General features: G+C 68.1%; 9 protein-coding genes and 1 tRNA gene. 5 read left to right on the top strand and 5 right to left on the bottom strand.

Annotated features, from left to right (window positions below):
- Nucleotides 1-24 precede the first annotated feature (24 nt).
- The 5 genes from AC59GX_RS10750 to AC59GX_RS10730 all read right to left on the bottom strand — a co-directional run bounded on the left by AC59GX_RS10750 (nt 25) and on the right by AC59GX_RS10730 (nt 7,765).
- The gene (locus AC59GX_RS10750) at nt 25-666 is read right to left on the bottom strand and encodes an LON peptidase substrate-binding domain-containing protein (RefSeq protein WP_056064511.1); all 642 of its coding nucleotides are present in this window, start codon (nt 664-666) and stop codon (nt 25-27) included.
- Complete coding sequence (locus AC59GX_RS10745) at nt 663-1,559, bottom strand: tetratricopeptide repeat protein (RefSeq protein WP_426283493.1); 897 nt, start codon at nt 1,557-1,559, stop codon at nt 663-665. Before AC59GX_RS10745 ends, AC59GX_RS10750 begins: the two co-directional genes overlap by 4 nt.
- Before the next feature lie 444 nt (nt 1,560-2,003).
- On the bottom strand, nt 2,004-5,516 hold the full coding sequence (locus AC59GX_RS10740; protein ID WP_426283025.1) for an error-prone DNA polymerase: 3,513 nt from the start codon (nt 5,514-5,516) through the stop codon (nt 2,004-2,006).
- Between the two features lie 13 nt (nt 5,517-5,529).
- Nucleotides 5,530-6,999 carry a Y-family DNA polymerase gene (locus AC59GX_RS10735; protein WP_426283494.1) on the bottom strand — a complete coding sequence of 490 codons (1,470 nt, stop codon included), beginning with the start codon at nt 6,997-6,999 and terminating at the stop codon, nt 5,530-5,532.
- Nucleotides 6,968-7,765 (bottom strand): ImuA family protein, encoded by a 798-nt coding sequence (locus AC59GX_RS10730; protein ID WP_426283026.1) that lies wholly within the window; start codon nt 7,763-7,765, stop codon nt 6,968-6,970. The genes AC59GX_RS10735 and AC59GX_RS10730 overlap by 32 nt, the downstream gene beginning before the upstream one ends.
- Nucleotides 7,766-7,930: 165 nt before the next feature.
- Between AC59GX_RS10730 and AC59GX_RS10725 the strand changes: the two genes are divergently transcribed.
- From AC59GX_RS10725 to AC59GX_RS10705, 5 genes are all read left to right on the top strand, one after another.
- A tRNA-Gly gene (locus AC59GX_RS10725) sits at nt 7,931-8,005 on the top strand.
- 119 nt (nt 8,006-8,124) lie between these two features.
- Nucleotides 8,125-10,332: a penicillin acylase family protein gene (locus tag AC59GX_RS10720; protein ID WP_426283027.1), complete on the top strand. Its 2,208-nt coding sequence runs from the start codon at nt 8,125-8,127 to the stop codon at nt 10,330-10,332.
- Nucleotides 10,333-10,395: 63 nt separating this feature from the next.
- Entirely contained in the window at nt 10,396-11,082 is a 687-nt protein-coding gene (locus AC59GX_RS10715) for an ABC transporter ATP-binding protein (protein ID WP_426283028.1), read from the top strand.
- Nucleotides 11,048-13,618 carry an FtsX-like permease family protein gene (locus AC59GX_RS10710; protein WP_497301666.1) on the top strand — a complete coding sequence of 857 codons (2,571 nt, stop codon included), beginning with the start codon at nt 11,048-11,050 and terminating at the stop codon, nt 13,616-13,618. The genes AC59GX_RS10715 and AC59GX_RS10710 overlap by 35 nt, the downstream gene beginning before the upstream one ends.
- Nucleotides 13,618-14,694: a lipocalin-like domain-containing protein gene (locus AC59GX_RS10705; RefSeq protein WP_426283030.1), complete on the top strand. Its 1,077-nt coding sequence runs from the start codon at nt 13,618-13,620 to the stop codon at nt 14,692-14,694. The genes AC59GX_RS10710 and AC59GX_RS10705 overlap by 1 nt, the downstream gene beginning before the upstream one ends.
- Nucleotides 14,695-14,737 lie beyond the last annotated feature (43 nt).

The following is a 14,737-nucleotide window of genomic DNA, read 5'->3' as shown; positions in this document are numbered from 1 at the left end:
GCGCGCGTCCCTTGCTGGGCGACTTCACTGCAGCGTCACCGATTCGTCACCGTCGTGGCGGCCGAAGAACTGCATCAGTTGGATGATCAGCTCGGCGCGCTGTTCGATATCCGGCGCCTCGAGCAATGCCTGTTTTGCGGCTGCGTCGAACGGTGCGATCTGCGCGATGCCGTTGACCAGGCTCTCGTCGTCGAGCCGTCCGACCGCATCCCAGTCGACCGCATAGCCCTGCATGTCCGCGAACCGACGCGACTCCAGTTCCAGCGATGATCGCCGGCCGAGCGACAGCGCGTCGTCCTCGATTAACGGCAGCAACTCCGCCTCGACCTGGCGGAATGCGGTCGTCACGTCCAACTCGCGGACGATCCGGAACAGCGCGATGCCTTCCAGCACGACATTGTACCGCCCGTCGTCGAGCGCTTCGACCTCGGCGATCTTGCCGACGCAACCGATGTCGTACAGCGCATCCGCGTCGTCATGCGGTCCGCCCCGCGGCTGGATCATGCCGATCCGCCGGTCGCGCGCCATCGCATCGCTGATCATCGCCCGATAGCGCGGCTCGAACATGTGCAGCGGCAGGTGCATGCCGGGGAACAGCAACGCCCCCGGCAACGGGAAGATCGACAGACGCGTGGTGGCGCGCGGGGGGGCGGACTCGGTGGTCATCCGAACAGGATCGCAGACAGGCGGCGTCGCTGTCCAGACACCCACGGGTCTTCAAGCCCGACAACCTCGAACAGTTTCAACAACTGCGTCCGCGCCGCGCCCTCGTTCCAGTCGCGCTCGGTGGCGATGATGCCAAGGAACGTGTCGGCGGCCGCATCACGGTCGTTCGCCGCCATCTGGCCGTTGGCGAGCGCGAACCGCGCGTGCAGGTCGTCGGGGTTCGCCTCGACCGCAGCGAGCAGCGGCGACAGGTCCTCGACCGGGGGCGCCGACTGCGCGAGTGCGAGCGTCGCCTGTGCGCGGGCGATCGCCGGGTCCTTGGCGATCGTCGGATCGAGGTTCGCCAGCCAGTCCGCCGCCTCGTCGAGCTGCCCGGTCGCGACCAGTGCGCGGACGAAGCCGGCATGGACCTGCGGATGCTCGGGCGCGATCTCGGCGATCTCGCGGAAAATCCCGAGCGCGCGCTCGCCATCATTGGCTGCGAGCGCCTCTTCGCCGATCGCGATCAACGGCTCGACGTCGGGCACCGCGTCCGTCGCGCCGGCTTCGATCGGCAGCTGCTTCAGCAACTGGTCGAGGATCACCCGCAACTGCGATTCGGTGCGCGCACTGGTCATGTCGGCGACCAGCTGGCCCTGGAACATCGCATAGACGGTCGGGATCGACTTGATCTGGAATTGCGCGGCGATGAACTGGTTCTTGTCGGTATCGACCTTCGCCAGCACGACGCCCTTGTCGGCATAGTCGGCGGCGACCTTCTCCAGCGTCGGCGTCAGCGCCTTGCACGGCCCGCACCATTCCGCCCAGAAATCGATGATCACGAGGCTCGTCATCGACGGTTCGACGACATCGCGACGGAACGCCTCGACGGCATCCTTCTCCGCGGGGGACATTCCAAGCGTGGCCAAGTTCAACTCCCGTGTAATCCAGACGCGCTATCTGGGGGGCGCCCGCGGCGAATGCCACCTTTAGGATGGATAGGCAGGCACGACAAACGTGCCTTGGCATTCGGCGCGCAGCGTCGAGGCGTCATTTGTCTTGCTAACGGATCCGACATCTATGGGGGCGCGTGGGCAATAGATACGGCCTTGCGACACGGTGCCCCCCCGAATTGGCCAGCATTTCCATCTTCAGACAAGCCACCTCCCCGGCGAAGGCCGGGGTCCAGTTGGAAAGGTCGCAGTTACGGAGCGCAGCCTTTATCAGCAGTGTTTCCCAACTGGACCCCGGCCTCCGCCGGGGAGGCGCCTCTATTCGGAGGGGGTAGGCGCCAAACCGGTGCGGGTGACTGAGCGTTCGGCGATGTTGGGCACCACACCAACGAGCGCCGATAACCCTCAATGAAAGTCGCGCGACTTGGGGAGGACACGCACATCGCGAGGATGCGTCGCCCGCGGATGGTGAGCACGCGCATCGGGACTCCGCGTGAGGACCGGCCGGATCACCTCGTCCACCCGCGCAAGCGGCGGCTCCAGCGCGTGATCTTCCGACAACAGCCGCAGCATCTCGGTGCGATCCTGCACCCGCGACGTCATCAGATGTGTGACGCCTTCCTCGCTACGCTGGATCACGCCCTCCAGCACCATCAGCCGCGACGCCATCACCGCGCGGCGGTTCGCCTCGAAATCGCGCGCCCACATCAGCCCGTTGGTGATCCCGGTCTCGTCCTCGATCGTCACGAAGATCGCATTGCCCTTGCCCGGCCGCTGGCGGACCAGCACCACGCCCGCGACCTTCGCGCGCCGCCCGTCCTTGGTCGCATTGGCCTGCGCGCTCGACAGGATCCCCTCGGCGGCAAAGCGCGCGCGGAGGAATTGCATCGGATGTGCCTTCAACGACAGCCGCGTCGTCTGATAATCCGCCGCAACCTGCTCGGACAGCGGCATCGCCGGCAGATGTGCATCGGGCTCCACGCCAAGCTCGGGCACCTCTGCCGCAGCGAACAGCGCAAGCTGCTTGGGCGGCGTCCGGCGCACATCCCACAAAGCCTCGCGCCGCTCCTTCGCCACCGACCGAAACGCATCCGCATCGGCGAGCAGGTTCATCGCCCGCTGTGGCAGGTTCGCCCGCCGCGCCAGGTCCTCGATGCTAGCGAACGGCGTGGTCCGAACGCGAACGATCTCGTCGGCCCAATCCTTCCGAAACCCATCCACCTGCCGAAACCCAAGGCGCAAATCCTCCCCGGCACGGGGAGGGGGACCATCCGCAGGATGGTGGAGGGGGGGCGCCGCAAAAGTACCACCTGGAAGGGTCGCAGTCTCATTCGCGCCGCCCCTAACAGGGACCCCCGCCAGCGGTACGTCCGCGGAAGCCCCCCTCCACCCCGCTTCGCGCGGTCCCCCTCCCCGTGTCGGGGAGGACAGGCTGTTATCCCACCCGCTTGCATTCACATCGACCGGCAGCACACATACCCCGTGCTCCACCGCATCGCGCACCAGTTGCGCCGGCGCGTAAAACCCCATCGGCTGCGAATTGAGCAGCGCGCAACAGAACACCGCCGGATGGAAGCATTTGATCCACGACGAAACATACACCAGCCGCGCGAACGATAACGCGTGGCTCTCCGGAAATCCGTACGATCCAAACCCCTCGATCTGCTTGAAACAGCGTTCCGCGAACTCGGCCTTGTACCCCCGCCCGACCATCCCGCCGATCAGCTTGGCGTGGAAATTGTCCATGCCGCCGACCTTGCGGAACGTCGCCATCGACTTGCGCAACTGGTTCGCCTCGTTCGGCGTGAACCCTGCCGCGACGATCGCCAGCTTCATCGCCTGCTCCTGGAACAGCGGTACGCCGTAGGTGAAGCGGAGCAGTTGCTTCAGTTCGTCGGCCGGCCCGAACTTCGGATCGGGCGAGGGATATTCGGCCACCTCCTTCCCGCTGCGTCGCCGCAGATACGGATGCACCATGTCCCCCTCGATCGGCCCGGGCCGGACGATCGCCACCTGCACCACCAGGTCGTACAGCTCGCGGGGACGCAACCGCGGCAGCATGTTGATCTGCGCCCGGCTCTCGACCTGGAACACGCCGATGCTGTCACCCTTGCACAGCATGTCATAGACCCGGTCGTCCTCGGCCACCGCGATCGTATCGAGGAGGTGATCGCCGAGTCCGTGCCGACGCATCAGGTCGAATGCCTTCCGAATACACGTCAGCATCCCGAGCGCTAGGATATCGACCTTCATCAGCCCGAGCGCGTCGATATCGTCCTTGTCCCATTCGATGAAGGTGCGCTCCTCCATCGCGCCGTTATGGATCGGCACCATCTCGTCAAGCCGCCCCTGCGTGAGCACGAACCCGCCGACATGCTGCGACAGATGCCGTGGAAATTCGAGCAGCCGGTCGACCATCTCGCGCAACCGCGCGATCTCCGGATTGTCGACGTCGAAGCCGGTTTCGGCAAAGCGCTGTTCCTGGAACCGGCTCGAGAAACTGCCCCAGACCGTACTCGTCAGCCGCTGCGTCACGTCCTCGGTCAGCCCGAGCGCCTTGCCGACCTCGCGCACCGTGCTCTTGGGCCGATAATGGATGACGGTCGCGGCGATCGCGGCGCGGTCGCGGCCATAGCGGCGATAGATATACTGCATCACCTCCTCGCGCCGTTCATGCTCGAAATCGACATCGATATCCGGCGGCTCGTCGCGCTCGCTCGACACGAACCGCGAGAAGAGAAGGTCGTATTTCATCGGATCGACCGAGGTGACGCCGAGCAGGTAGCACACCACCGAGTTGGCCGCGGAGCCGCGCCCCTGGCACAGGATCGGCGGATCCTGCGCCCGCGCGAACCGGACGATGTCGTGCACCGTCAGGAAATAATAGGCGTATTCGCGCTCCCGGATCAGCGCGAATTCCTCGTGGAGCAGCGCCCGCATCTTTTCCGGCACGCGGTAGTCATAGCGTTCCAGCGCGAGCTGCCAGACATGATGCTCGAGCCAATCCTGCGCCTCCCAGCCTGCCGGAATGGGTTCGTGCGGGTATTCGTATTTCAGATCGTCGAGCGAGAACGCGATCCGCGACAACAGCCGCGCGCTCTGCGCCACCGCATCGGGGCGATCGCGGAACAGCCGGGCGATCTCTTCCTCGGGCTTCAGATGCCGCTCGCCGTTCGCGGCCAGCAGGCGCCCGGCCTTGTGGATCGTCGTGCGCTCGCGGATGCAAGTAACGACATCATGGAGGTCGCGGTCGTCGGTATAGGCATAGAGCGCGTCGGTGGTCGCAAGCACGGGAACGCCCGCCGCATCGGCGATCCGCCCCAACCGCGCCAGCCGCCGCCGATCGCGACCGCCACGCGGCATCGTCACGCCCAGCCAGATCGAGTCCGGCCCCAGTCGCTTTACTGCCTTCAGGATCGTCCGCAGCTCGCGCTCGCCTCGTTCGGGCAAGGCGTCGCCGTCGGGCAAAGGCGATACCGGCACGGCGCCGCGCGCGCTGCTTTCGGGCATGACGACCAGCATCATGTCGGCATGGTGCGCGATCAGGTCGCCGAGCCCGAGGATGCAGCCGCCCTTCTCGGCACGGCGATTGCCGACCGTCAGCAACCGGGTCAGTCGTCCCCAGCCGCGTCGGGTCGAAGGGTAGGCGACGATGTCGGGCGTGCCATCCTCGAACACCAGCCGCGCACCGACCACCAGTCGGAAATCGATCGGCGGCATCGCCATGCCGAGCAGGCCGTCGCGTGCCTTCTTCAACGCCTGGTGCGCGCGGACGACGCCCGCGACGGTGTTGCGATCGACGATGCCGATGCCGCCAAGCCCCAGCTCCACCGCGCGCCCGACCATCGCGCCCGCATCGCTCGCCCCGTCGAGGAACGAGAAATTGGTCGCGGCGACGAGCTCGGCGAACCCGGTCATGGCGCCGCGCCGCTCATGCGAAGACACCGTGGAGGTACCAGCGCGGCGTCTCCATCTCGGAATACAGGCCGTGGCGGAAGATCCAGAAGCGGCGGCCGCGGCGGTCTTCGATGCGGTAGTAATCGCGCGTCGGGATATCCTGCCGTCGCCACCATTCGCCCGCGATCCGCTCCGGGCCTTCGCTGTGCGCGACGTCGTGCACGGTACGTCGCCAGCGGAAGCGGTGCGGGGGCCCGTCGGGAACCTCGGCCATCATCGATTCGATCGGTTGCGGCGGATCGAACAAATAGATCGGGCGCAGCGGCGGTTCGCCCGTCTCCGGCGCAGTCCACGGCGTCGGGGCGGGCGCCTCGGCGGCGGGCAGCATCAGCTCCGCCTGTTCGGGGATATGACTATCGCGCGCCGAGAACCGGCGCACGCGCGCCCGGCCCAGCCGCGTGCCGAGCTGATCGACGAGCTGCGCGACCTCACCCTTCTGCGCCTCGCCGCCCTCCAGCTTCAACTGCGACGCATCGAGCTTCTCCGCTAGCGCAACGTCGAGCCTCACCAGATCATAGCCGAACCCCGGATCGAGCGGGTCGGCGAGGCTGTCGATCCGCTCGCGGAACAGCCGCATCAACAGCGCCACGTCGCGTGTCGGCTGGCCGGTCTCGATCCGCAGCCGCTGGACGAGGCCGTCGGCACGGAACAACCGCGCCTCCCACCGTCGCCCGCCTTCATGACGGTCGGTAAGCTGGGCCGCCGCTTCGGTGGCAAGTTCGGCGAGCATCTCCAGCGCGTATTCGGTGCGCGCGATCGGTTCGGCAAAGCGACGCTCGACACCGATCTTGGCCACCGTGCGGCGCGCGACGATCGGTCCCTTCACCGACCCGTCGAGCCGGCGAATCATCATCGCCGCCTCCTCGCCGAACCGTGCGGCGATCGTCGCAAGCGGCCGCGCCATCACGTCGCCGACCGTCTTGAGCCCCGCGCGTGACAACGCCGTCGTCGCATCCTCGTCAAGCCCCAGCGCCGCCACCGGCAACCGCTTCACCGCACGCTTTTCATCCGGCGCCGGTGCCCCCGCATACCGCGCCAACGCGCGCGCCGTATCGGGCGTATCGCCGAACGCGTGGCGTACCAGCAGCCCCCGGCGTGCAAGTCGCTCTTCCAGATCGGCGGCCAATCGCCGCTCGCCTTCGAACTCGTGCACGCACCCGGCAATGTCGAGGATCAGCCCATCGGGTTCGTCGAGCGCGACCGAGGGCGTGTACCGCTGGCACCCGTCCGCGAGCCGCTCGAGCCATTCGTGATCGGCATGCGCGTCATGCTCGTAGACCTCGAGTTCGGGCACCCGCGCCCGCGCATCCGCCAGCGTCAGCCCCGGCTGGAGCCCTGCCCGCACCGCCTCGCGGTCGAGCGCCTTCAGCCGCACCCCGCCCGAGACCGTCTCGACGAACGCGATCGGCGTCTCAGCCCGTCCGACGAACAAATGCGGCCGCATCGTCCGCAGCCGCTCGATCGGCAGCCACGGGAACACCAGCGCCAGGTAACGCCGCGGAATCGTCAGAGGCGAAGGCGGTTTGGTCGAAGGCGATATTGTCGAAGATGTGCGCGTCACGGTCCCACTCCACACGCCAGCGAAGCCCGGTCTGGCCTCCGCGTCGACGCAGCAATTCGATGTCGAAGGCAGGTTTGCCCGGTGCGTCGGCTTCCAGCGGTCGCGACCGACACGCGGCGACCTGCCAGCGCGACGCGGCCGCACTCGGCACCGGCTCGGCACCAATGCGCAGGCTGAGAATGGTGACGCCCGAAGCTTCGGCCGCCAGCATCAGCCGCCGCGTCGCGGTAAGATCGATTTTAGGCGCACGTCCCCAGGACTCGATCAGCAACGTACCGAGCCCATGGCACCGCGCAGCATCGGCGGCGGCGCGCAACAAGCTCGCCTCGTCCTCGACCAGCCCCAGCACCAACGACGTCACGTCGAGCCCCATCTCGACCAGCCCGGTCGCATGCAGCCGCCCGCCCTGCCGCTCGCTTGCCTCGGTGCGCAGCCACATCACCGGCGCCGCCTTTGCCGCCAACACCGAAGCGATCGCGAACCCCGCGCCACTCGCCGAATCGTCGACCGTCGCGAAAATCTCGTGGAGTTGCGCCTTCGCCATCCCCTGCGTCAGCCACGCATCGTCCGCACGGCCATCACCCTGAGTCGGCATCCCCGTCGTGGCAATCCGCTTCAGGCGGGCTATCAAGGCAAGCGACTCGTTCACAATTGTTCTTGTAATGTTCTAGTGCCGGAGTCGCCAAGCGGAATCTCGTTTGCGGTGAATTTCACGCGAAAGTCGAAAAGGCGCTTGCCGTCCCGGAAACACCGGGCTAACAGCGCGCCTCACCCAGTCACCGTGTCGCTTCAGACCGGAGACATAGGCGCCAGAGCGGGCGTAGCTCAGGGGTAGAGCACAACCTTGCCAAGGTTGGGGTCGAGGGTTCGAATCCCTTCGCCCGCTCCAGTTTTCCTAGGAAAACAGCGGTCCAGCGCGAGGCGACGGAGCCTCAGCCTTCCGACCCACCATCTTCATCACCGTCAGTACGCATGGCATTTCCCATGCGCTCGCCTTACGCTCGGCGCATGGCAACCCCTCGGCACGCGCGTCACCCGTTGATCCTGTCGGCGCTGCTGCTGGCCGCACCCTCGTCGGCCACCCCCGTTTCGGCCCCTACCGACATGCAACGATGGCAGGCGCAGGCCAAGCGCGTGACGATTACCCGCGACGACTGGGGCATCCCGCACATCAAGGGTCGGTCGGATGCCGATGCGGTGTTCGGGATAATCTATGCACAGGCGGAGGACGACTTCCCGCGCATCGAGGCGAATTACCTGACCGCGCTTGGCCGGACCGCCGAGGCGGCCGGCGCTGACGTGGGAGAGGACGCGGTGTGGGCGGACCTTCGCCAGCGGCTGTTCGTCGATCCGCCCACGTTGAAGGCGGACTATGCCGCGAGCCCGGCATGGTTGCGCACGCTGATGCAGGCCTGGGCGGACGGGCTGAACTATTATCTCGCGACGTACCCGCAGACGAAGCCCCGCGTGCTGACCCGGTTCGAGCCGTGGATGGCGCTCAGCTTCACCGAAGGCAGCATCGGCGGCGATATCGAGCGGATCTCGCTCAGCGACCTGAAGACCTTCTACGGCCAGCCAACCCCGCCGACGCCGGAGGAACTGGGGATGATCCCGCGCGAACCGTCGGGCTCCAACGGCATTGCCATCGCACCGCGGCTGACCGCGAACGGTCACGCGTTGCTGCTCATCAATCCGCACACCAGCTTCTATTTCCGCTCCGAGGCGCAGATGACCAGTGACGACGGGCTGGACGCGTATGGCGCCAGCACTTGGGGCCAGTTCTTCGTCTACCAGGGCTTCAATCCGAAGGCCGGGTGGATGCACACCTCGGCGACGGTCGACAACGTCGACGAGTTCGCCGAGCGGATCACGCGGCGTGGCGGCGGCTATGCCTATCGCTACGGAAAGACCATCCGGCCGGTCGTCGCACGCACTGTTACGCTGCGAGTCCGCCAGCCCGATGGGACGATGGCCGAGCGCCGTTTCACCACCTACCGCACGCATCACGGCCCGATCGTCGCGACCAAGGCCGGCAAATGGATCGCCACTGCGCTGATGTGGCGCCCGGTGCCCGCGCTCGAGCAAAGCTATCTGCGGACCAAGGCGACCGATCTCGCAGGATACATGAAGGTCGCGGCGTTGAAGGCGAATTCGTCGAACGACACGCTGTTTGCGGACAGCAAGGGCGAGATCGCGTTCCTGATGCCGCAGTTCATGCCGATCCGCGACGATCGCTTCGACTATACCCGCCCGGTCGATGGCAGCGACCCCGCGACCGACTGGCATGGCCTGCATACGCTCCCCAGCCTGCCGAGCGTGCTCAACCCGCGCATAGGGTGGGCGCACAACACCAACGATTGGCCGTGGAGCGCGGCGGGCCCCGACAGCCCCAAGGCGGCGGACTATCCGCGCTACATGGACCAGGTCGGCGGCAATGCGCGCGGCGTCCATGCCGACCTGTTGCTGACGGGGAAGACCGGCTGGACACCCGACACGCTGCGGGCCGCCGCGTTCGATCCCTATCTCCCCGCCTTTGCGCGATTGCTGCCCGGACTGGTCGCCGCATGGGAGGCACTTCCCGCCAGCGATCCGCGGCGCGCTGCGCTTGCCGCACCGATCGCGCTGCTCAAGCGCTGGGACCATCGCTGGGCCTATGATTCCACCGCGACCAGCCTCGCGGTCTTCTGGGGCGACCAATTGTGGCGCGAGGTAGGCAGCTTCGCGCAGGCGGAGAGGCTGAACGTCCCCGACTATATCGCTCTGCGCGTTGGCCCGGACGCGAAGCTCGCCGCTCTGAGCACCGCGGTCGCCCGGCTCAAGCAGGATTTTGGCGACTGGCGGACTTCGTGGAAAGACATCAACCGTTTCCAGCGGCTCGACGATTCGATCGCGCCGCATTTCGACGATGCCCGTGCCTCGACCCCAGTGCCGTTCACCTCGGCGCAGTGGGGCAGCCTCGCATCGTTCGGCGCGAAGCCGTGGCCGGGGACGAAGCGCTATTACGGCACCAGCGGCAACAGCTTCGTCGCGGTGGTCGAGTTCGGCCCGCGGGTGAAGGCGATGGCGGTCATGGCCGGCGGCCAGAGCGGCGACGTCCGATCGCCGCATTTCGCCGACCAGGTATCGCGCTACGCCGAGGGACGGTTGCGGCCGGTCTATTTCCATCCCGACGAACTCGCGGGGCACGTCGAACGAACCTATCGGCCGGGTAACTGATCTACCGCATATCCAGCGATGTCGGTGCTTGCGGCGCCACCCAGGCTATTGCACGGACTGGACATGCCTGACGCCCCTCCCCTTCTCGCGGTCCGTGCGCTCGGTAAGTCGGTGCCGGGGCCACGGCGATTGTTCCGGCATCTCGACCTGGAGGTCGGTGCGGGCGAACTGGTCGCGATCATCGGCGAGTCGGGGGTCGGCAAATCGACGCTGCTCAACATCCTCGCCGGGCTGGACGAGGCGGACGAAGGCAGCGTGGCGATCGACGGCATCGACCTCGGTACGCTCGACGAGACCGCGCGGACCCGGTTGCGGCGCGAGCGGATCGGCTTCGTCTTCCAGGCCTTTCACATCCTCCCCTATTTGACGCTGCGCCAGAACGTCGCGCTGCCGCTGGCGCTCGTCTCGCCGGACAATGTCGCGGCATCGACGCGCGCGGAAGAGATGCTCGATGCGGTCGGCCTGGATGGTCGCGGCGACGGCTATGTGCGCGACCTGTCGGGGGGCGAGTTGCAGCGCGTGGCGATCGCCCGTGCGCTCGTCCACCGCCCCGCACTGATCCTCGCGGACGAGCCGACCGGCAACCTCGATCCGGAGACCGCGGCGCGCGTGCTGTCGCTGTTCGCCGATGCGGTGCGCGGCAATGGCGCGGCGGGCGTGATGGTGACGCATTCGGACGCGAGCGCGGCGATCGCCGACCGCGTGCTAACGCTGGGTGCCGAAGGACTGGTGGAGCGGCGTGGCGCCTGAGATCGGCCTGAAGTCCGGGTCCGGGCTCTGGTCGGGACGGCTGGGACTCCGCTGGCTGATCGCGGGCGAGTGGCGGTTCCACCCTGCCCGCTTCCTGTTGACGGCGGTCGCGATCGCGGTCGGCGTGGCGCTCGGCTTTGCGGTGCATCTGGTCAACGGATCGGCGCTGGCGTCGTTCGACGGGGCGATGCGCGGCGTCAGCGGAGCCGCCGAACTGTCGGTCCGCGCGACCAGTCCGCTCGGCTTCGACGAACGCCTCTATCCCCGTGTCGCACGCGCCGATGGCGTCGGCGATGCCAGCCCGGTGCTGCGCCTCGATGCGCGGATCGGCAAGGCGCGGCTGACGCTGCTGGGCGTCGACGTGATCCGTGCCGCCACGGTGACGCCGTCGCTGATCGGCATCCGCCCGCGTGGTCCCGATACCGGCAACGATACGGCGTTCGACGAGTCCGCACTGTTCCTGTCCCGCGCGGCCCTGACCCAGGTCGGCGCGAAGATCGGAACTCAGCTGGTCGTCGTCGCCAATGGCCGGTCGGTGCCGTTGCGGGTGGCGGGCACGCTGCCGGCGACGGACGAATCGACCGCGGTCGGCGTCATGGATATCGCGGCGGCACAGTGGCGGTTCGGGCGTCTCGGGCGGATCGACCGGCTTGACCTGGCGCTGTCGGATCGCGCGACTGCAGAGCCGGCGTTGCGCGCGATCCTGCCCGCGGACGCGATCCTGTCGACCGCCGAAACGCAGAACGCGCAGGGCGATGCCCTGTCGCGCGCGTACCGCGTCAATCTCGACATGCTGGCGCTGGTCGCGCTGCTGACCGGCGGTTTCCTCGTCTATTCGGCGCAGTCGCTGTCGGTGGTGCGGCGGCAACGCGCGTTCGCGCTGCTCCGGACGCTGGGCATGCCGCGCGCCGGGATCATCGCCGCGGTCGTGATCGAGGGGCTCGCGATCGGACTGGTCGGCGCCGCGGCGGGCCTCGCAGCAGGATACGGCCTGGCATGGGCGGCGCTTCACTGGTTCGGCGGCGACCTGGGTGCGGGCTATTTCGGCGGCAGCACCGCGCGCGTCGTGATCCAGCCCGGCGCCGCGATCGGGTTCTTCGCGCTCGGCCTGCTCGCCGCGATCCTAGGCAGCGCTTTACCGGCGCGCGTTGCGGCACGAGCGGCGCCTGCCGCAGCGCTCAAGAACGCGGGCGACGTGCTCGATCCGAGGCGGCCGGTCGCGTGGTGGCCCGCCGCCGCGTTGCTCGTCGCGGGAGGCGCCGCGTCGCTGTTGCCTGCGATCGCCGGGCTGCCGCTGTTCGGATTCCTGGGGATGGCGCTGATGCTCGCGGGCGGCGTCGCGGGCGTGCCGTGGTTCGCGCGCACGCTGCTGACCCCGCTGGCAAGGCGGACGCGGGGCAGCGTGCCCGGCTTGCTCGCGGTCCGCCATCTTCACGGCGCGCCCGGCGAAGCGGCGACCGCATTGTGCGGGATCGTCGCCTCGACCGCGCTGATGATCGCGATGGCGACGATGGTGACCAGCTTCCGCGGCGCGGTCGACGAGTGGCTCAACCAGGTGCTCGGCGCGGACCTGTATCTGCGCACCACCGCCGGCGCGACGTTCGATCTGGAGACCCGCACGCGTATCGCAGGCACGCCGGGTATCGCCCGCCTCGCCTTCAGTCGCCAGATCCCGCTGACCATCGCCTCGGATCGCCCACCGGTCAGCCTCATCGCGCGGCCCGAGCGCGGTGGCCGCGATCCGTTGCTGGTGTTGATCGATCGCGGACCGCCGGTGCCGAAGGATGCGCTTCCGATCTGGGTCTCGGAGCCCGCACACGGCCTGTACGGCTGGGATCCGGGTGAGCGCATCACGCTGCCGATCGCCGGCCGCACGCAGTTCACCGTCGCGGGCATATGGCGCGACTACGGACGCCAGGCGGGTGCGGTGCTGATCGACGAGGGCGATTACCAGCGCCTGACGGGCGACGATCGCCGCGACGAGATTTCCGCGACGATTCTGCCCGGTGCGGATCCGGCGAAGGTTGCGCGCGCGATGACCGATCGCCTGCCCGCAGACCTGCGTCCCCAGGTCGAGGTCGGCCAGCCGGCGACGTTGCGGAAACTTGCGCTGACGCTGTTCGATCGCAGTTTTGCGGTCACCTATCTGCTGGAGGCGGTGGCGATCCTGGTCGGGCTGGCCGGCGTCGCGGCGACGATGTCGGCGCAGACGATTGCGCGCGAACGCGAGTTCGGGATGTTGCGGCATCTCGGCCTCACCCGCGGCCAGCTCACCAGGATGCTCGCGACCGAAGGCGCGATCGTCGGGCTCACCGGCGCGCTCGCAGGGATCGGGCTGGGGCTGGTCCTGTCGCAGGTGCTGATCCACGTCATCAACCCGCAGTCGTTCAACTGGACGATGACCACCCGCATCCCGCTCGGCACGCTGATCGGCGTCGCGACCGCGCTGACGGGCGCGGCGGCGGCGACCGCGATGCTGGCGGGGCGGCGCGCGACGGCGAGAAGCGCGGTACAGTCGGTGCGGGAGGATTGGTGATGCTGCGACCTTGGGCCCTGCTCGGCTGGATCGCCGCGATCGGTGTCGCCGCGCCCGCCGCCACGCCGCCCGCCCCCTATCCGGTCGTACGGCCGGGGATCACGCTTCGTTTCCCCGCGGATCACGGCGCGCACCCGGCGTTTCGCACCGAATGGTGGTACGTCACCGGCTGGCTGCGGACCGAGGACGGCAAGGATCTCGGTTTCCAGGTCACCTTCTTCCGCACCCGCCCGCCGGTCGATCCGCGCAACCCGAGCCGGTTTGCCGCACGCCAGGTCCTGTTCGCGCACGCAGCGTTGTCCGATCCGACCACCGGCAAGCTGCTCCACGGCGAGCAGGCGGCCCGCCAAGGCTTCGGTCTCGCGCAGGCGCGGACGGGCGATGCCGACGTCGCGATCCGCGACTGGCGATTGCGCCGTGTGGGGAATGGCCGGTGGGCGACGCGCGTAAATGCGGACGGCTTCGGCCTCGCGCTCGATTTCCAGCCGACCCAGCCTCCCCTGCCGCAGGGAGTCGGAGGCTATAGCCGCAAGGGACCACGCCCCGAGGAAGCGAGCTATTATTACTCGGTGCCGCATCTCCGCGTGACCGGCCGCGTCCGCAGAGGCGGTGGAACGGTCGCAGTGACCGGCGAGGCGTGGCTGGACCGCGAATGGTCGTCCAACTACCTCGCACCCGCCGCGCAAGGCTGGGACTGGACCGGGCTCAATTTCGACGACGGCTCCGCGCTGATGGCGTTCCGCATCCGGCGCAAGGGCGGCGGCACGGTCTGGACGGGCGGCTCGCTCCGTCGCGCCGACGGCAGCATGACGGTGTTCGGCCCCAACGACGTCGCCTTCCGCCCGCTCGCGACATGGCGGAGCAAGGCGACCGGCGCGCTCTACCCGGTCTCGCAGGAACTGAGCGTTCGCATCGCCGGCGGCGTCCAGCGCTGGCGCCTCGTCCCGATGTTCGCCGCGCAGGAACTCGACGCCCGCCGCAGCGGCCTACCGGTCTATTGGGAGGGCGCGGTCCGCACCCGCGGCGGTCGCGGCTATCTCGAACTCACCGGGTATGAGCGCGCGCTCGAGATGTGAGCGCGCAAAATTTGCGGCGGCGGCGGACGAAACGCGTGCCAGC

It is taken from the genome of Sphingomonas sp. 320_CC, from assembly GCF_059691795.1.
The sequence above is the reverse complement of the archived record's forward strand: the minus strand, read 5'-3'. Positions and strand labels throughout refer to the sequence as shown.